This is a genomic window from Pseudomonas sp. VD-NE ins (assembly GCF_031882575.1).
Classification (GTDB): Bacteria; Pseudomonadota; Gammaproteobacteria; order Pseudomonadales; family Pseudomonadaceae; genus Aquipseudomonas; species Aquipseudomonas fluorescens_BZ.
Genome location: NZ_CP134772.1, coordinates 4123303 through 4142114, shown reverse-complemented (window position 1 = coordinate 4142114; position 18812 = coordinate 4123303). Strand labels below are relative to the sequence as shown.

15 protein-coding genes and 1 pseudogene are annotated in these 18812 nt (G+C 58.6%); 7 read left to right on the top strand and 9 right to left on the bottom strand.

Annotated features, from left to right (window positions below):
• Positions 1–5: 5 nt before the first annotated feature.
• From hflD to RMV17_RS18410, 4 genes are all read right to left on the bottom strand, one after another.
• A complete protein-coding gene (gene hflD, locus RMV17_RS18425) occupies positions 6–629 on the bottom strand; it encodes a high frequency lysogenization protein HflD (protein ID WP_034155133.1) in 624 nt (207 codons plus the stop codon).
• Complete coding sequence (gene mnmA / locus RMV17_RS18420) at positions 626–1750, bottom strand: tRNA 2-thiouridine(34) synthase MnmA (protein WP_034155134.1); 1125 nt, start codon at positions 1748–1750, stop codon at positions 626–628. The genes hflD and mnmA overlap by 4 nt, the downstream gene beginning before the upstream one ends.
• A 59-nt stretch (positions 1751–1809) precedes the next feature.
• Positions 1810–2256 carry an NUDIX hydrolase gene (locus RMV17_RS18415; RefSeq protein WP_311881616.1) on the bottom strand — a complete coding sequence of 149 codons (447 nt, stop codon included), beginning with the start codon at positions 2254–2256 and terminating at the stop codon, positions 1810–1812.
• Between the two features lie 203 nt (positions 2257–2459).
• Entirely contained in the window at positions 2460–4685 is a 2226-nt protein-coding gene (locus RMV17_RS18410) for an NADP-dependent isocitrate dehydrogenase (RefSeq protein WP_034155136.1), read from the bottom strand.
• A gap of 481 nt (positions 4686–5166) precedes the next feature.
• Here RMV17_RS18410 and icd point away from each other — a divergent pair, with 481 nt between their 5' ends.
• Positions 5167–6423 carry an NADP-dependent isocitrate dehydrogenase gene (gene icd / locus RMV17_RS18405; protein WP_034155137.1) on the top strand — a complete coding sequence of 419 codons (1257 nt, stop codon included), beginning with the start codon at positions 5167–5169 and terminating at the stop codon, positions 6421–6423.
• 76 nt (positions 6424–6499) lie between these two features.
• Here icd and cspD read toward each other — a convergent pair whose 3' ends face one another.
• On the bottom strand, positions 6500–6754 hold the full coding sequence (cspD, locus tag RMV17_RS18400) for a cold shock domain-containing protein CspD (protein ID WP_311881615.1): 255 nt from the start codon (positions 6752–6754) through the stop codon (positions 6500–6502).
• 224 nt (positions 6755–6978) lie between these two features.
• On the opposite strand from cspD, the gene clpS reads away from it, so the two are divergent.
• Entirely contained in the window at positions 6979–7362 is a 384-nt protein-coding gene (gene clpS, locus RMV17_RS18395; RefSeq protein ID WP_011334948.1) for an ATP-dependent Clp protease adapter ClpS, read from the top strand.
• 30 nt (positions 7363–7392) lie between these two features.
• Complete coding sequence (clpA, locus tag RMV17_RS18390; RefSeq protein ID WP_016987404.1) at positions 7393–9663, top strand: ATP-dependent Clp protease ATP-binding subunit ClpA; 2271 nt, start codon at positions 7393–7395, stop codon at positions 9661–9663.
• 1097 nt (positions 9664–10760) lie between these two features.
• Here clpA and infA read toward each other — a convergent pair.
• The 4 genes from infA to trxB all read right to left on the bottom strand — a co-directional run bounded on the left by infA (position 10761) and on the right by trxB (position 13560).
• On the bottom strand, positions 10761–10979 hold the full coding sequence (gene infA / locus RMV17_RS18385) for a translation initiation factor IF-1 (RefSeq protein ID WP_002553999.1): 219 nt from the start codon (positions 10977–10979) through the stop codon (positions 10761–10763).
• Positions 10980–11091: 112 nt separating this feature from the next.
• Positions 11092–11799, bottom strand: a complete 708-nt coding sequence (locus RMV17_RS18380; protein WP_007908064.1) for an arginyltransferase — start codon at positions 11797–11799, stop codon at positions 11092–11094.
• 57 nt (positions 11800–11856) lie between these two features.
• Complete coding sequence (gene aat / locus RMV17_RS18375; RefSeq protein WP_108225658.1) at positions 11857–12537, bottom strand: leucyl/phenylalanyl-tRNA--protein transferase; 681 nt, start codon at positions 12535–12537, stop codon at positions 11857–11859.
• Positions 12538–12600: 63 nt separating this feature from the next.
• Positions 12601–13560: a thioredoxin-disulfide reductase gene (gene trxB, locus RMV17_RS18370; protein ID WP_311881614.1), complete on the bottom strand. Its 960-nt coding sequence runs from the start codon at positions 13558–13560 to the stop codon at positions 12601–12603.
• A gap of 297 nt (positions 13561–13857) precedes the next feature.
• Here trxB and RMV17_RS18365 point away from each other — a divergent pair, with 297 nt between their 5' ends.
• The 4 genes and pseudogenes from RMV17_RS18365 to crcB all read left to right on the top strand — a co-directional run bounded on the left by RMV17_RS18365 (position 13858) and on the right by crcB (position 18798).
• Positions 13858–16266 carry a DNA translocase FtsK gene (locus tag RMV17_RS18365; protein WP_034155142.1) on the top strand — a complete coding sequence of 803 codons (2409 nt, stop codon included), beginning with the start codon at positions 13858–13860 and terminating at the stop codon, positions 16264–16266.
• A 67-nt stretch (positions 16267–16333) separates the two neighbouring features.
• Complete coding sequence (lolA, locus tag RMV17_RS18360) at positions 16334–16954, top strand: outer membrane lipoprotein chaperone LolA (RefSeq protein WP_034155143.1); 621 nt, start codon at positions 16334–16336, stop codon at positions 16952–16954.
• Positions 16955–17102: 148 nt separating this feature from the next.
• Positions 17103–18425 (top strand): replication-associated recombination protein A, encoded by a 1323-nt coding sequence (locus RMV17_RS18355; protein WP_311881613.1) that lies wholly within the window; start codon positions 17103–17105, stop codon positions 18423–18425.
• Positions 18425–18798, top strand: a pseudogene (crcB, locus tag RMV17_RS18350) (fluoride efflux transporter CrcB). Before RMV17_RS18355 ends, crcB begins: the two are co-directional and overlap by 1 nt.
• The last annotated feature ends 14 nt before the right edge of the window (positions 18799–18812 follow it).

Here is an 18812-nt window from a genome sequence, read left to right as displayed (position 1 = left end):
GCGAATTACTCGCTGCGCATCAACGGATACAGCTCTTTGAGCAGCTTGCGCCGGCTGATCACCAACTGCCAGCGATGGCCGCCGAGCTGTCGCCACAGACGCGCCGAACGGATGCCGGCAAGCAGCAGGGCACGGATCTTCGAGGCATTGCTCGGCTGTTGCAGATTGCGCATGTCGCCATGCACCTGAATGCGTTGGCGCAGGGTGCTCAGGGTGTCCTGGTACAACGCGCCGCAAGCCGCGACCACGTTTTCGTGGGCCGGACCGAAATGCTCGACCTGCGACTGAATCTGCGGCAAACGCTTGCCGATGGTGTCGAGCATGTCGTTGCGTTTGGCCAATTGACGCTCCAGGCCGAGCATCGACAGGGCGTAGCGCAGTGGCTCGCGTTGCAGCGTGCTTGGATCGCGCTCGAGGGCGCCGATCAGGGCGCGGTAGCCCTCGCGCAGATTAAGGTCATCGCCTCCGTAGACGTCCAGCGTGTCCTTTGGGTCGCGCACCAGCAGGCTGCCGAGCATGCAGCTCAGGCCGGCCTCGCTGGTTTGCCCGGTCTTGGCGATCCGGTCGACCAGTACAGCGGCGAGAAACACACCGCCGAGCGCCGTCAGTTGCTCCTGAGTCGGGCTCATGCCTGGCCGCTCCACGGCTCGGCGACTTCGATCACGCCGCCGCCGAGGCAGATTTCACCGTCATAGAACACTACGGACTGGCCCGGCGTCACCGCGCGTTGCGGTTCATCGAACACGGCGCGGTAGCCGTTGGCGGTTTTTTCCAGAGTACAGGCTTGATCGCTTTGGCGATAACGCACTTTCGCGGTCAGGCGCAGCGGCTGGCTCAGGTCGATCGGGTTGACCCAGTAGATTTCCGAAGCGAGCAGGGCGCTGGAGAACAACCATGGATGGTTGTTGCCCTGGCCGACGATCAGCTCGTTGGTGTCCAGATCCTTGCGCAGCACGTACCACGGCTCATCACCGGCGTCCTTCAAGCCGCCAATACCGAGGCCCTGACGCTGACCGATGGTGTGGTACATCAAACCGTGGTGACGGCCGATGACGTCGCCTTCGGTGGTCTTGATTTCGCCCGGTTGCGCCGGCAGGTATTGCTTGAGGAAGTCGCTGAAACGCCGCTCGCCGATGAAGCAGATCCCGGTGGAATCCTTCTTCTTGGCGGTGGCCAGCTCGTATTTCTCGGCAATTGCACGCACTTCAGGCTTTTCCAGTTCGCCGACCGGGAACAGGGTCTTGGCGATCTGTTCGCCGCCAACGGCGTGCAGGAAGTAGCTCTGATCCTTGTTCGGATCGAGGCCTTTGAGCAGTTCGGTGCGGCCATCGATGTCGCGGCGGCGCACGTAGTGACCTGTGGCGATCAGGTCGGCGCCGAGCATCATGGCGTAGTCGAGGAACGCCTTGAACTTGATCTCGCGGTTGCAGAGGATGTCCGGGTTCGGCGTGCGACCGGCCTTGTATTCGGCGAGGAAGTGCTCGAACACGTTGTCCCAGTACTCGGCGGCGAAGTTGGCGGTGTGCAGCTTGATACCGATCTTGTCGCAGACAGCCTGGGCATCCGCCAGGTCGTCCATGGCGGTGCAGTATTCCGTTCCGTCGTCTTCTTCCCAGTTCTTCATGAACAGGCCTTCCACTTCATAACCCTGCTCGATCAGCAGGAGAGCGGAAACGGAAGAGTCCACGCCGCCGGACATGCCGACAATGACGCGCTTCTTGGATGTGTCAGAAGGGGCTGGATCACGCATAGGGATTCAATGAGTGTCTTGAAAAAGGACGCGATTCTAGCAGGCTCGCGGCCTCAAGGCTAAAGAGAAGGGCGGATCAGTTCGAGGCTGAAGTGATGACCGGCCAGATAATCGTCTATGCAGCGGATGATCAGCTCGCTGCGCCAGTTGTCGCGTTGGGTGATTAATTCGTCGCGGGTCAGCCACTTGGCGCCGACGATGCCGTCGTCGAGTTGATAATCCGCGTGGTGTTGCACGGCTTTGGCGCTGAAGCACACGCGCTGGTAGGTCACGCCGTTGCTTGGCGCGGTGTACAGGTAAATGCCGATGACGCCGGTGGGCTCGACGTCCCAGCCGGTTTCTTCGAGAGTTTCGCGCACGGCGGCTTCGATCAGGGTTTCGCCCGGATCGAGATGGCCGGCGGGCTGGTTGAGCACGTTACGCCCGGCCTTGTGTTCTTCGACCATCAGGAAGCGGCCGTTGTCCTCGACGATGGTAGCGACGGTGATGTGGGGGAGCCATTCCATGCGGTGTCCTCGTTTTTGAATATTGGAACCCGATCCCTGTGGGAGCTGGCTTGCCAGCGATGGCGGCCTATCATTCAGCATTGAAGGTGACTGATCCACCGCTATCGCTGGCAAGCCAGCTCCCACAGGGTTTTGTGGTGATCATAAAACCCGGAAACACAAACCCCGGCACAGGGCCGGGGTTCGTTTACAGCGCTACAACCTTAAACCAGCGCAGCAATCGCCGCGTTGAGGGTTGCGCTTGGGCGCATGGCCTTGCTGATCAGCTCGGCATTGGCGTGGTAGTAACCGCCGATGTCGACTGGCTTGCCCTGAACGGCGTTGAGCTCGGCAACGATGGTTGCTTCGTTCTCGGTCAGGGTTTTTGCCAGGGTCGCGAACTGCGCTTGCAGTGCTGCGTCTTCAGTCTGGGCAGCCAGGGCCTGAGCCCAGTACATCGCCAGGTAGAAGTGGCTGCCGCGGTTGTCGATGTTGCCGACTTTGCGCGATGGCGACTTGTTGTTGTCGAGGAACTGGCCGGTGGCCTGATCCAGGGTTTTCGACAGCACCAGTGCTTTCGGGTTGTTGTAGTTCACACCCAGATGCTCAAGGGACGCTGCCAGTGCGAGGAACTCGCCCAGCGAATCCCAGCGCAGGAAGTTCTCTTCAACCAGTTGCTGCACGTGCTTCGGTGCCGAACCGCCGGCGCCGGTTTCGAACAGGCCGCCGCCGTTCATCAGCGGTACGATCGACAGCATCTTGGCGCTGGTGCCCAGTTCCATGATCGGGAACAGGTCGGTCAGGTAGTCGCGCAGTACGTTGCCGGTCACCGAAATGGTGTCCTTGCCTTCGCGGGTGCGCTGCAGGGTGAACTTCATCGCGTCGACCGGCGCCATGATCTGGATGTCCAGACCGGCAGTGTCGTGATCCTTCAGGTAAGCCTGAACTTTCTCGATCACTACGCCGTCGTGAGCGCGCATTGGGTCGAGCCAGAAGATCGCTGGAGTTGCGCTTGCGCGAGCACGGTTGACGGCCAGTTTGACCCAATCCTGGATCGGCGCGTCTTTGGTCTGGCACATGCGGAAGATGTCGCCGGCTTCAACAGCCTGTTCCATCAGCAGGTTGCCCTTGCTGTCGGTGACGCGAACAACGCCGTCAGCCTTGATCTGGAAAGTCTTGTCGTGCGAGCCGTACTCTTCGGCTTTCTTCGCCATCAGGCCAACGTTTGGCACGCTGCCCATGGTCGTCGGGTCGAAAGCGCCATTGGCTTTGCAATCTTCAATCACAGCCTGGTAGATGGTTGCGTAGCAACGATCCGGAATCACGGCCTTGGTGTCGTGCAGCTGACCGTCAGTGCCCCACATCTTGCCGGAGTCACGGATCATCGCTGGCATCGAGGCGTCGACGATAACGTCGCTCGGCACGTGCAGGTTGGTGATGCCTTTGTCGGAGTTGACCATCGCCAGCGACGGACGAGCAGCGTAGACCGCGGCCATATCAGCTTCGATCTGAGCTTGCTGCTCAGCCGGCAGGGCCTTGATGCGCGCGTACAGATCGCCGATGCCGTTGTTCAGGTTGAAGCCGATCTCGGCCAGCACGTCAGCGTGCTTGGTCAGCGCGTCTTTATAGAACTCGGCAACGATCTGGCCGAACATGATCGGGTCGGAGACCTTCATCATGGTCGCTTTCAGGTGCACCGAGAGCAGCACGCCTTGAGCTTTGGCGCTTTCGATTTCAGCAGCGATGAACGCGCGCAGGGCGTTTTTGCTCATCACGGCGCAGTCGAGGATCTCGCCAGCCTGAACGGTGGTTTTTTCTTTCAGAACGGTAGCGGTACCGTCCTTGGCAATCAGCTCGATCTTCACGGCGTCAGCGGCGTCGATCAGGGCAGCTTTTTCGCTGCCGTAGAAATCGCCGGTGCTCATGTGAGCGACGTGGGACTTGGAGTCTTTGGCCCAGGCGCCCATTTTGTGCGGGTGCTTGCGAGCGTAGTTCTTCACCGACAGCGGTGCGCGACGGTCAGAGTTGCCTTCGCGCAGAACCGGGTTCACGGCGCTGCCCTTGACCTTGTCGTAACGCGCCTTGGCGTCTTTGTCGGCGTCGCTGGTTACGGTTTCCGGGTAGTCCGGCAGGTTGTAACCCTGAGCTTGCAGCTCTTTGATCGCGGCTTGCAGCTGTGGCACCGAAGCGCTGATGTTCGGCAGCTTGATGATGTTGGCTTCAGGCGTAACGGCCAGGTCGCCCAGTTCGGCGAGGTGGTCGGCTACGGCTTTGTCGCCCAGTTGCTCGGGGAAGCTGGCCAGAATGCGCGCTGCAAGAGAGATATCGCGGGTTTCCACGGCGATATCGGCCGAGGCGGTGTAAGCCTCGATGATCGGCAGCAGGGAATAGGTGGCGAGGGCTGGAGCTTCGTCGGTGAAGGTATAGATGATCTTCGAGCGGGTGGGCATATTCGGATTAACTCTCTCTTCTTTGCTAAAGCGTGCGCAGAAACTCGAGGGGCGCCGGGTAAGCGCGTTCGTTCAAAGTCATCCATGAACCGAATGTCGAGATTCTTCGCGGTGATGTTGGGTGCATCAGTAGAGCGTCAAGCAGTCGGACTGCGGTAACAACCCGACCAATCAGGCGGAAAGTCTCGTGCTAGAGAGGCCAGCCGTCGTGACCCTGTGGTCAGCGGCGGGCATTATACATAGGTAGCTGGCAATCTGCCGATGGTTCATATGCAACGATTCTCGTCCATTGGTCTAAAGGTCGCAGGGCGGGGTGGGGCGTAGAGTCGTCGGGAATGCTTGAGTTTGGCGCTTTTCCCTTTGCTTTCAGGCTTGTACGAAACGAGATGTAGCCGCGCCACGAACAGAGGGTTTGCGTGTTGATTTAACTGGGTTACGCTCGAACCAAGCCAGATGTTCAATCCAAACAATGGAGTTCAGCATGGGTTACAAGAAGATTCAGGTTCCAGCCGTCGGCGACAAAATCACCGTCAATGCAGACCATTCTCTCAATGTTCCTGATAACCCGATCATCCCCTTCATCGAAGGTGACGGCATTGGTGTCGACATCAGTCCGGTGATGATCAAGGTTGTCGATGCTGCAGTTCAAAAGGCATACGGCGGTAAACGCAAGATTTCCTGGATGGAAGTCTACGCCGGGGAAAAAGCCACTCAGGTTTACGATCAGGACACCTGGCTGCCTCAGGAAACCCTGGACGCAGTCAAGGATTACGTGGTTTCCATCAAAGGTCCGCTGACCACTCCAGTCGGTGGCGGCATCCGTTCGCTGAACGTGGCTCTGCGTCAGCAACTCGACCTGTACGTCTGCCTGCGCCCGGTGCGCTGGTTCGAAGGCGTGCCAAGCCCGGTGAAAAAGCCCGGCGACGTCGACATGACCATCTTCCGCGAGAACTCCGAAGACATTTATGCCGGCATCGAGTGGAAGGCCGGTTCGCCGGAAGCCACCAAAGTCATCAAATTCCTTAAAGAAGAAATGGGCGTCACCAAGATCCGTTTCGACGAAAACTGCGGCATCGGCGTCAAGCCGGTTTCGCTGGAAGGCACCAAGCGCCTGGCGCGCAAGGCTCTGCAATATGTGGTCGATAACGACCGCGATTCGCTGACCATCGTGCATAAAGGCAACATCATGAAGTTCACCGAAGGTGCCTTCAAAGAGTGGGCCTACGAAGTGGCCGCCGAAGAATTCGGCGCGACCCTGCTCGACGGTGGTCCGTGGATGCAGTTCAAGAATCCGAAAACCGGCAAGAACGTTGTGGTCAAAGATGCCATCGCCGACGCCATGCTCCAGCAGATTCTGCTGCGCCCGGCCGAATACGATGTGATCGCAACCCTTAACCTGAACGGCGACTACCTTTCCGACGCCCTGGCGGCGGAAGTGGGCGGTATCGGCATCGCACCGGGCGCCAACCTGTCCGACACCGTGGCGATGTTCGAAGCCACCCACGGTACCGCACCGAAGTACGCCGGCAAGGATCAGGTCAACCCGGGGTCCTTGATTCTCTCGGCCGAGATGATGCTGCGCCACATGGGCTGGACTGAAGCGGCGGATCTGATCATCAAGGGCACCAACGGCGCCATTGGTGCGAAGACCGTGACTTATGACTTCGAACGTTTGATGGACGGGGCCAAGCTGGTTTCGTCTTCGGGCTTCGGCGATGCGCTGATTTCGCATATGTAAAAACGCGGGCACACAAAAACCGCCTGACTCTTCATTGAGTCAGGCGGTTTTTTTATGGCTGAATTTATGGTGTCGGTCAGGCCGTGACAGTTTGCGTGATGACCGCAGTTGTAACAATTTCTGCAGTCACAGCATTGCCAATTTTGACGGCATGCAGACCTTTTGGCCCCTGGATAATCTCGAATTTGACGGCTTGCCCTGCCTTCAGGGTTTTATAGCCGTCCATTTCTATGGCCGAGTAGTGGGCAAACAAGTCCTCATCCTTACCATCCTCGATGATAAAACCGTACCCCTTGGCATTGTTGAACCATTTCACCTTGCCGACAGCCATGCTCAAATCCCTCTGCAACAGACTCCATCGCTGGAGTATCATCCAATTCATCCGCAATCTTATTCGTTAAAAGAATTGACTCCGCGGATCTTTTTTACCCACTGTGGGCTCTATTGGTTGTAACACCGTTTTCCCGATAGTCAAGGTGACCGGGCAGTCGGAGTTGAAAACGTGGACAACCGCCCCCACCACTGTATTTGCACAACTGACGAACCTTTCTTTCCATGCATGCAATCAGCCAGATTCGACTAACATTCAATCAGGATCGCCCGCTTCTCCAAAAGGATCTTCCACAGGAGCACGACGACGATTCGGCAGGCGTTGCTGTTCAGGAAGCAAAGCCTGCGTTACAGGCGCCGCCGATGTACAAGGTGGTTTTGTTCAACGATGACTACACACCGATGGATTTCGTCGTCGAAGTGCTCGAGGTGTTTTTTAACCTGAATCGCGAGCTGGCGACCAAGGTCATGCTGGCCGTCCACACAGAAGGACGGGCAGTATGTGGAGTGTTTACCCGCGACATCGCCGAGACAAAGGCCATGCAGGTCAACCAGTACGCCAGGGAAAGCCAGCATCCGCTACTCTGTGAAATCGAGAAGGACGGTTAATCGCCGACCACTTGGGTATGAGGTGAAGCTATGTTAAACCGCGAGCTCGAAGTCACCCTCAATCTAGCCTTCAAGGAGGCTCGTTCGAAACGTCATGAATTCATGACCGTCGAACACCTTTTGCTGGCCCTATTGGACAATGAGGCTGCCGCCACCGTTTTGCGTGCCTGCGGCGCAAACCTCGACAAACTCAAGCATGACCTGCAGGAGTTCATCGACTCCACCACGCCATTGATCCCCGTTCATGACGAAGATCGTGAAACCCAGCCAACCCTGGGCTTCCAGCGTGTACTGCAACGTGCTGTTTTCCACGTACAGAGCTCGGGCAAACGCGAAGTAACCGGCGCCAATGTGCTGGTTGCCATCTTCAGTGAGCAAGAGAGTCAGGCAGTGTTCCTGCTGAAACAGCAGAGCGTTGCGCGCATCGATGTCGTCAACTACATCGCTCACGGCATTTCCAAAGTGCCGGGGCATGGCGATCACTCTGAAGGTGAACAAGATATGCAGGACGACGAGGGCGGTGAGTCTTCTTCTTCAGGCAATCCTCTGGATGCTTATGCCAGCAACCTCAACGAACTCGCGCGCCAGGGTCGCATCGATCCGCTGGTTGGCCGCGAATCGGAAGTCGAGCGTGTCGCGCAGATTCTCGCGCGCCGACGCAAGAACAATCCGCTGCTGGTCGGTGAAGCAGGCGTGGGTAAAACCGCGATTGCCGAAGGTCTGGCCAAGCGCATTGTCGACAACCAGGTGCCGGATCTGCTGGCCAACAGTGTTGTTTATTCGCTCGATCTTGGCGCTCTGCTCGCGGGCACCAAGTATCGCGGTGATTTCGAGAAGCGCTTCAAGGCGCTGCTCAATGAATTGAAAAAACGTCCGCAGGCGATCCTGTTCATCGACGAAATCCACACCATCATCGGTGCCGGCGCTGCGTCCGGTGGCGTGATGGACGCCTCGAACCTGCTCAAGCCGCTGCTGTCGTCTGGCGACATTCGCTGCATCGGCTCGACCACTTTCCAGGAATTCCGCGGCATCTTCGAGAAGGATCGTGCCTTGGCGCGACGCTTCCAGAAGGTTGATGTCGTCGAGCCGTCGGTGGAAGACACCATCGGTATCCTGCGCGGCCTGAAAGGGCGTTTCGAGCAGCACCACAACATCGAATACAGCGATGAGTCGTTGCGCGCCGCTGCTGAACTGGCGTCGCGTTACATCAATGACCGGCACATGCCGGACAAGGCCATCGACGTGATCGACGAGGCGGGTGCCTACCAGCGTCTGCAACCGGTCGAAAAACGCGTGAAGCGCATTGAAGTGCCGCAGGTAGAAGACATCGTGGCGAAAATCGCGCGGATTCCGCCTAAGCACGTCACCAGTTCCGACAAGGAGCTGCTGCGTAACCTGGAGCGTGACCTGAAGCTGACGGTGTTTGGTCAGGACGCGGCGATCGATTCGCTGTCGACTGCGATCAAGCTATCGCGTGCCGGCCTGAAGTCGCCTGACAAGCCAGTCGGTTCGTTCCTGTTCGCAGGTCCGACCGGTGTCGGTAAAACCGAGGCTGCGCGGCAATTGGCCAAGGCGTTGGGGATCGAGCTGGTTCGCTTCGACATGTCCGAGTACATGGAGCGTCACACCGTATCGCGTCTGATCGGTGCGCCTCCTGGGTATGTTGGTTTCGATCAGGGCGGTCTGTTGACCGAAGCGATCACCAAGCAGCCGCACTGCGTATTGCTCCTCGACGAAATCGAGAAGGCGCATCCGGAAGTCTTCAACCTGCTGCTGCAGGTAATGGACCACGGTACGCTGACCGACAACAACGGGCGCAAGGCGGACTTCCGCAACGTGATCGTGATCATGACTACCAACGCCGGTGCCGAAACGGCGGCGCGTGCTTCGATCGGTTTCACCCATCAGGACCACTCGTCTGATGCGATGGAAGTGATCAAGAAAAGCTTCACGCCGGAGTTCCGTAACCGTCTGGACACCATTATCCAGTTTGGTCGCCTCAGTCATGAGGTCATCAAAAGTGTGGTGGACAAGTTCCTTACCGAGCTTCAGGCGCAGCTGGAAGACAAGCGTGTGCTGCTTGAGGTCACTGATGCCGCGCGGAGTTGGCTGGCGGCGGGTGGTTATGACTCGGCGATGGGTGCACGTCCGATGGCACGTCTGATCCAGGACAAGATCAAGCGTCCGTTGGCGGAGGAGATTCTGTTTGGCGAGCTGGCCGAGCATGGCGGTGTGGTGCACATCGACATCAAGGATGGTGAGTTGACGTTTGACTTCGAGACCACTGCAGAAATGGCCTGACGGCCTTGGATCAAGAGGGCGCCTTCGGGCGCCTTTTTTGTTGTCTGGGGTTTTTGGGTTTTGGGTGTATATCCGTTGCTGCGGTAACGGCGGCTTAGGGTTCCGCCCTTACGGCGGGTCACCTTTTCCAAACGCCGAAAAGGTAACCCAAAAGGCTTGCTCCTGCGTGCGGCCCGCTCGCTGAGGCTCGGGGTTCCTTCGCTGCGGGATCGATCCGGGCGCAGCGCCTACGGTTTGCTTCGCTGCACCTCCTCTCGCTGTGTTTGGCTTCGCCAAACGGTCGCTGCGCTCCCACGCCCGGATCAATCCCTCCACTCAGCCTTCCGACGTCGCCTTACAGATCAAGATCAAGAGCAGGCGAGCTGACACTCGGCCTATTGAGTGGTGAAGAGCGGGTGTTCGGCTTTTGTTCGGTGGTGGATTCGCCCCTCATCGGAACGCCGTCCGCCCGGCCCTCTCCCGAGGGAGAGGGAGCCGATTTTTGGGCTTTTCAAAATCTGAGTTCGACTCGGTATTTCACTTCGACGTAGCTCTGCCAAACACCTCGGTCAGTCCCTTCTCCCTCCGGGAGAGGGCTAGGGTGAGGGGCTTTTTGATCTGTTTCAGAATCTGCGTTCGGCTCGGTATTTCATGTCGGCGTAGCTCTGCCAAACACCTCGGTCAGTCCCTTCTCCCTACGGGCGGTCCGACGTTTCGGGAGGGTTAGGGTGAGGGGCTCTTGATCTGGCTTTTGATCTTGCTTTGGCTTTTGATTTTTTGCCCCTTCGGCAGGCCGAGCGTAGGTGTTCATCCGGGGGTAGGCGCGCAGCGCCGTGCGGCGCAGCCGCATTCATCGAGAGGAGGTGCAGCGAAGCAAGCCGTAGGCGATGCCCCCGGATGGACACCGTAGCGAGGGAACACTGAGCCTCAGCGAAGTGCCGTACGCCGGGGCAAAGCCTTTTGGGTTACCTTTTCGGCGTTTGGAAAAGGTGACTCGCTGTAAGAGCGAAACCGCCAGTAGCAACCCCCGCAGCAACGGATATACACACAAGACCAAAACCCAAATCCCAGACAAACAAAAACGCCCGGCATAAACCGGGCGTTCTGTATTGACTTGATTAACGAGCGCGGTAAGTAATGCGCCCTTTGCTCAAGTCATAGGGCGTCAGCTCGACGCGCACTTTGTCACCGGTAAGAATACGAATGTAATTCTTGCGCATCTTGCCGGAAATATGCGCGGTTACGACGTGCCCATTTTCCAACTCCACACGAAACATGGTGTTGGGCAGGGTGTCGACGACAGTGCCTTCCATTTCGAAGCTGTCTTCTTTCGACATGCAGTAAAGCCCTCGGTATCCAATGAATGGCCCGGTGCAACTGCGCCAGGCAAAAGCGGCGTGCATTGTGCCCGAAAAATGGGGTTTACGCCAAGGGGTTTACGGCTTGGGTTTAGTTGAGGATGACCCAGCGCTGATTAATCAGCAATTCGATAGGGCGATATTGGGTCTTGTAGTTCATCTTTTTGCAGTTCTTGATCCAGTATCCGAGGTACACCGCCTCAAGCCCAAGGCGCTGTGCCTCGGCGATTTGCCAGAGGATGGCAAATCGGCCAAGGCTGCGGCGCTCTTCGGCGGGTTCGTAGAAGGTGTATACGGCGGACAAACCGTTCGGCAGCAAATCGGTCACCGCCACAGCGAGCAACCGTCCGTCGAGTCGGAACTCGTAAAAGCGCGAGAACGGCAGATCACGTACCAGAAACGTCGAGAATTGATCACGGCTCGGCGGGTACATGTCGCCGTCGGCGTGGCGTTGTTCGATATAGCGCTGGTACAGATCGAAATATTCTTCGCTGAATTGTGGTTTGGCCGGGCGCACCTGCAAATCCGTGTTGCGCTTGAAAATCCTCTTCTGCTGACGATTGGGTGTGAACTGCGCCACTGGAATGCGCGCAGGCACGCACGCATTGCAGTTCTGGCAATGCGGGCGGTACAGATGATCGCCGCTGCGACGAAAGCCCATTTCCGACAGGTCTGCGTAGACATGCACATCCATGGGCTGGCTCGGATCGAGAAACAGGGTCGTGGCCTGCTCCTCGGGCAGATAACTGCAAGAGTGAGGCTGAGTGGCATAGAACTTCAAACGCGCCAACTCGGTCATGATCAACCCTCGGGATAAGCTGGTGAATTAAGTGTAAGCCACGCGCGCAAAAGTCGCTCAGCAAACCCAAGTGGCACGATTGGGTTGATCCAGGTGATTGGCCAGATAGTCGGCGAATTGCTGACGAGGAATCGCCCGCGCGCCGAGGCTGTGCAGATGATCGGTCGGCATCTGGCAATCGATCAGCACGAATCCCGAGTCTTTCAGATGGCGCACCAGCGTGGCAAAGCCGAATTTCGAGGCATTGTCGGCGCGACTGAACATTGATTCGCCGAAAAACAGTTGGCCCATCGCCAGGCCGTACAGGCCGCCGACCATCTCGCCTTGATCCCAGACCTCCACCGAATGCGCGAAGCCGCGGCGATGCAGTTCAATGTAGGCGTCCTGCATGGCTTCGGTGATCCAGGTGCCGTCGGCGTAATCCCGGGGCGCGGCGCAGGCGCGGATCACGGCGTCGAAGTCCTGGTCGAAGGTCACTTGATAGCGTTCCTGGCGCAACAGTTTGCCGAGGCTGCGTGAGACATGCAGTTCGTCGGGAAACAGCACTGTGCGCGGATCCGGCGACCACCAGAGAATTGGCTGACCCTCGGAAAACCACGGAAAGCAGCCATGGCGATACGCCTGAATCAGCCGATCGGCCGACAGATCGCCACCGGCGGCGAGCAATCCGTTAGGGTCGCGCATGGCCTTTTCCAGCGGCGGAAAAGTCAGGGAATTACGTTGTAACCAAGTCAGCATGGCATCCAGGCTTGCAGAAGGGGAGGGCGGTGCGGGCTGTTCGGCCCGCGATAAAGTGTGCCGTTAAATGACAGGAATGTCGTCCAGATACTTCTCGGCATCGAGCGCAGCCATGCAGCCGGCGCCCGCCGACGTCACCGCTTGTCGATAGACGTGGTCGGCTACATCACCGGCGGCAAACACCCCGGGGATCTCGGTAGAAGTGGCGTCGCCGTCGCTGCCGCCCTTGACCCGTAAATAGCCGTCGCGCATCGTCAACTGGCCTTGAAACAGGTCAGTATTGGGCTTGTGACCAATGGCAATGAATACGCCGGACAGTGCCAATTCGCGGGTTTCGCCGGTGTGGCTGTCGCGCAGTCGCGCACCGGTGACGCCGCTGGTATCGCCGAGTACTTCGTCGAGATTCTGATTCCAGTGCAGGCGCACGTTGCCGTTCGCGGCTTTCTCGAACAGTTTGTCTTGAAGGATTTTCTCCGAACGCAGCTTGTCGCGGCGATGGATCAGGTGCACTTCCTTGGCGATGTTCGACAGGTACAGCGCTTCCTCGACGGCCGTATTGCCACCGCCGACCACGGCGACCACCTGATTGCGATAGAAAAAGCCGTCACAGGTCGCGCAGGCGGAAACACCTTTGCCGGCGAAGGCTTCTTCCGAGCGCAGTCCCAGGTATTGCGCCGATGCGCCGGTGGCAATGATCAGTGCGTCGCAGGTGTAAATGCCACTGTCGCCGACCAGCTCGAACGGGCGCTGCTGCAACTTGGCGGTGTGGATGTGGTCGTAAACGATCTCTGTGGCAAAGCGTTCGGCGTGTTTCTGCATGCGTTCCATCAGCACCGGGCCGGTGAGGCCTTCGACGTCGCCGGGCCAGTTGTCGACTTCGACGGTGATGGTGAGCTGGCCACCGGCCTGCAGGCCGGTAATCACCACGGGTTTGAGGTTGGCGCGGGCGGCATACACGGCAGCGCTGTAACCGGCCGGACCGGAGCCGAGGATGATCAGGCGTGAATGCTTCGCTACGTTCATCAAATACACCTCATAAGCCTTTGTCACAAAAGGTAATGCATGCTCAAATTGAGTCGCGGCTTCTATGTGCTTGACTATGCTCAATCCTGGGGCTTGAAGCATGGCATCGGACGCACAAACCCGTACAATGCCGGGCTGTTACAGAATGTTCGTGGTGCGCTGTGTTTATAAAAGCGGCAGCACAGTGTTAAAAGTAGTCTCAGTTGCGCTCGTTAACTTTTTTACCTGCCTGGATTGGGCAGTTTTTTATCGTCATTCAATAGATGGACGCGCCTCGGGCGCAGGAAAAGAAGCGTTTTGAAGAAATCCACCGAAGCACCAAAAACAGTCGTTCCGCTCTGGCGCCAACAGTTGCACTACCGGCTCAAGGAAGGTGCATTGATCGCCATCGGCGCCTTGTGCCTGTTCCTGATGATGGCTTTGCTGACCTACGGCAAGGACGATCCGGGCTGGAGCCACAACAGCAAGATCGATGATGTACAGAATTTCGGCGGCCCGGCGGGCTCCTACAGCGCTGACATCCTGTTCATGGTGCTGGGTTACTTCGCCTACATCTTCCCGTTGCTGCTGGCGATCAAGGCCTACCAGATCTTCCGCCAGCGCCATGAGCCATGGCAGTGGAGCGGCTGGCTGTTTTCCTGGCGCCTGATCGGTCTGGTGTTTCTGGTGCTGTCCGGCGCTGCGCTGGCGCATCTGCACTTTCACGCGGCTTCGGGTCTGCCGGCGGGTGCTGGTGGCGCGCTGGGCGAAAGCCTCGGCAATCTGGCGAAGAACGCGCTGAACATCCAGGGCAGCACGCTGTTGTTCATCGCGCTGTTCCTGTTCGGTCTGACGGTGTTTACCGACCTGTCGTGGTTCAAGGTGATGGACATCACCGGCAAGATCACCCTCGACCTGTTCGAACTGTTCCAGGGCGCGCTCAATCGCTGGTGGTCGGCCCGTACCGAACGCAAGCAACTGGTTGCGCAACTGCGTGAAGTCGACGATCGCGTCCACGACGTGGTCGCGCCGACGGTCACCGACAAGCGTGAGCAGGCCAAAGTCAAAGAACGCCTGATCGAACGTGAGCAAGCCCTGAGCAAGCACATGTCCGATCGCGAGAAACAAGTGCCGCCGGTTATCGCCCCGGCCCCGGCTAAAGCGCCCGAGCCAAGCAAACGCGTGCAGAAAGAGAAACAGGTGCCGTTGTTCGTCGACAGCGCCGTGGAAGGTACCTTGCCGCCGATCTCGATTCTTGATCCGGCGGAAAAGAAACAACTCAATTACTCACCGGAATCCCTGGCGGCAGTCGGCCATTTGCTGGAGATCAAACTGAAGGAATTCGGCGTCGAAGTCACGGTGGATTCGATCCATCCTGGCCCGGTGATTACCCGATACGAAATTCAGCCTGCCGCCGGCGTCAAAGTCAGCCGCATCGCCAACCTGGCGAAAGACCTTGCGCGTTCGCTGGCCGTGACCAGCGTTCGTGTGGTCGAGGTGATTCCGGGCAAGACCACCGTCGGTATCGAGATTCCCAACGAAGACCGGCAGATCGTGCGCTTCTCCGAAGTGCTGTCGACGCCTGAGTACGACAACTTCAAATCGCCGGTCACCCTGGCACTCGGTCACGACATCGGCGGTAAGCCGGTGATCACTGACCTGGCGAAGATGCCGCACTTGCTGGTGGCCGGTACCACCGGTTCCGGTAAGTCGGTGGGTGTGAACGCGATGATCCTGTCGATCCTGTTCAAATCCGGCCCGGAAGACGCCAAGCTGATCATGATCGACCCGAAGATGTTGGAACTGTCGATCTACGAAGGCATTCCGCACCTGCTGTGCCCGGTCGTGACCGACATGAAAGACGCCGCCAACGCCTTGCGCTGGAGCGTTGCCGAGATGGAGCGCCGCTACAAGCTGATGGCGAAAATGGGCGTGCGCAACCTGTCCGGCTTCAACGCCAAGGTCAAGGAAGCCCAGGACGCTGGCGAGCCGTTGAGCGATCCGCTGTACAAGCGTGAAAGCATTCACGACGAAGCGCCGTTGCTGCAGAAACTGCCGACCATCGTCGTGGTGGTCGACGAATTCGCCGACATGATGATGATCGTTGGCAAGAAGGTTGAAGAACTGATCGCCCGTATTGCGCAGAAGGCGCGTGCGGCGGGTATTCACTTGATCCTCGCGACCCAGCGGCCATCGGTGGACGTGATTACCGGTCTGATCAAGGCCAACATTCCGACGCGTATGGCGTTCCAGGTGTCGAGCAAGATCGACTCCCGTACCATCATCGATCAGGGTGGCGCCGAACAACTGCTTGGCCACGGTGACATGCTCTACATGCCACCGGGCACCAGCCTGCCGATCCGCGTTCACGGTGCGTTCGTATCCGACGATGAAGTACACCGTGTGGTCGAAGCGTGGAAACTGCGCGGCGCACCGGAATACAACGATGACATCCTCAACGGTGTCGAAGAAGCTGGCAGCGGTTTTGAAGGCAGCAGCGGTGGCGGTGACGGCGATGATCCGGAAGCCGACGCGCTGTACGACGAAGCTGTACAGTTTGTGCTGGAAAGCCGTCGCGCCTCGATTTCCGCGGTACAGCGCAAGCTGAAGATCGGCTACAACCGCGCTGCACGGATGATCGAAGCCATGGAAATGGCCGGCGTCGTCACCTCCATGAACACCAACGGTTCCCGTGAAGTCCTGGCCCCGGGCCCGGTACGCGACTGATTGCAAACGCAAGAGGCGGGACAATGATGTGCCGCCGCTCTCCCAACGAGTATTCAAGAGGACTCCCATGCGTCTTATCCGCATGCTGCTGCCAGTACTGGCGCTGACCACTCTCACGGCCCACGCCGATCAAAAGGACGTGGCGCGTCTGACCCAACTGCTGGAAACATCCAAGACCCTGAGCGCGAACTTCTCGCAGTTGACCCTCGACGGCAGCGGCACGCAGTTGCAGGAAACCACCGGCGACATGACCCTGCAGCGTCCGGGCCTGTTCTACTGGCACACCAATGCGCCGGCCGAACAGACCATGGTTTCCGACGGCAAGAAAGTCACCCTGTGGGACCCTGATCTGGAACAGGCGACCATCAAGAAGCTCGACGAGCGTCTGACCCAGACCCCGGCGCTGCTGCTGTCCGGTGATGTGTCGAAGATCAGCCAGAGTTTTGATATCACCGCGAAAGAGGCGGGCGGCGTGATCGACTTCACTCTGAAGCCGAAAACCAAGGACACTTTGTTCGATAACCTGCGTCTGTCGTTCCGCAACGGCCTGCTTAACGATATGCAACTGATCGACAGCGTCGGCCAGCGCACCAACATCCTGTTTACCGGGGTCAAGGCCAACGAGCCGGTATCGCCGTCCAAGTTCAAGTTCGACATCCCCAAGGGTGCGGACGTGATCCAGGAATAAACACGTAAACCCTGTGGGAGCGAGCCTGCTCGCGAAAGCGATATTTCATCCAGCATTAATAGTGGCTGATACACCGCTTTCGCGAGCAGGCTCGCTCCCACAAGGGCAAATGATCTACCTGATCAAATAGAGGTTTCAACGCTACGTGATGGATCTGTTTCGCAGTGCACCGATTGCCCAACCACTGGCCGCGCGTTTGCGTGCGACCAATCTGGACGAGTACGTCGGTCAGGAGCACGTGCTCGCTCGCGGCAAGCCTCTGCGTGAGGCGCTGGAGCAGGGTGCCCTGCATTCGATGATCTTCTGGGGCCCGCCGGGCGTGGGCAAAACCACGCTGGCGCGGTTGCTCGCGGAAGTCTCCGATGCGCACTTCGAAACGGTCTCGGCAGTACTCGCCGGGGTCAAAGAGATCCGTCAGGCCGTTGAAATTGCCAAGCAGCAGGCCGGCCAGTACGGCAAGCGCACGATTCTGTTTGTTGATGAAGTGCACCGTTTCAACAAATCCCAGCAGGACGCGTTCCTGCCGTATGTTGAAGACGGCACGCTGATCTTCATCGGCGCCACCACCGAAAATCCTTCGTTCGAACTCAACAACGCTCTGTTGTCGCGCGCCCGCGTCTACGTGCTGAAAAGCCTCGACGAAGCGGCGCTGCGCAAACTGGTGCACCGCGCGCTTACCGAAGAGCGCGGTCTGGGCAAGCGCAACCTGACGCTGAATAACGAAGGCTTCCAGATGCTGCTGTCGGCCGCCGATGGCGATGGCCGGCGTCTGCTCAATCTGCTGGAAAATGCCTCGGATCTGGCCGAAGACAACAGCGAAATCGGCACCGAGCTGCTGCAAAGCCTGCTCGGTGACACCCGTCGGCGTTTCGACAAGGGCGGCGAAGCGTTCTATGACCAGATATCGGCGCTGCACAAGTCGGTGCGCGGCTCCAATCCCGACGGCGCGCTGTACTGGTTTGCGCGAATGATCGATGGCGGTTGCGATCCGCTGTACCTGGCCCGACGCGTGGTGCGCATGGCCAGTGAAGACATCGGCAACGCCGACCCGCGCGCCCTCAGCCTGTGCCTGGCGGCGTGGGAAGTGCAGGAGCGCCTCGGCAGTCCTGAAGGCGAGTTGGCCGTGGCCCAGGCCATCACTTATCTGGCCTGCGCGCCGAAGAGCAATGCGGTGTACATGGGCTTCAAAACCGCCCTGCGCGCCGCTGCCGAAAACGGCTCGCTGGAAGTGCCGCTGCACCTGCGCAACGCCCCGACCAAACTGATGAAACAATTGGGCTACGGTGACGAATACCGCTACGCCCACGACGAGCCGGATGCTTACGCCGCTGGCGAAGACTATTTCCCGGAAGAGCTCGATCCCATTCCGTTCTACCAACCGGTGCCGCGCGGCCTGGAGTTGAAGATCGGCGAGAAGCTCAATCACCTCGCTCAACTTGATCGTTTAAGCCCTCGGCAGCGGAGAAAATAGTGCTTCCATTGATCATTGCGGTCTCCGCCGGTGGGGTTGCCGGCACCTTGTTGCGCTTTGCCGCCGGCAATTGGGTCAACGCCAATTGGCCGCGGCACTTCTATACCGCGACGCTGGCCGTTAATATCGTGGGCTGTCTGTTGATTGGCGTGCTGTACGGCCTTTTTTTGATACGCCCGGAAGTGCCGATCGAGGTGCGCGCCGGGTTGATGGTTGGCTTCCTCGGGGGCTGACGACTTTTTCATCCTTTTCACTGGATACGGTGCGCCTGCTGGAAAGCGGGCAAGTGCCGCTGGCCCTGGGCTATGCGGCACTCAGCGTATTCGGCGGGCTGCTCGCGACGTGGGCCGGCCTGTCTTTGACCAAACTTTGATAACGAGAAACCGA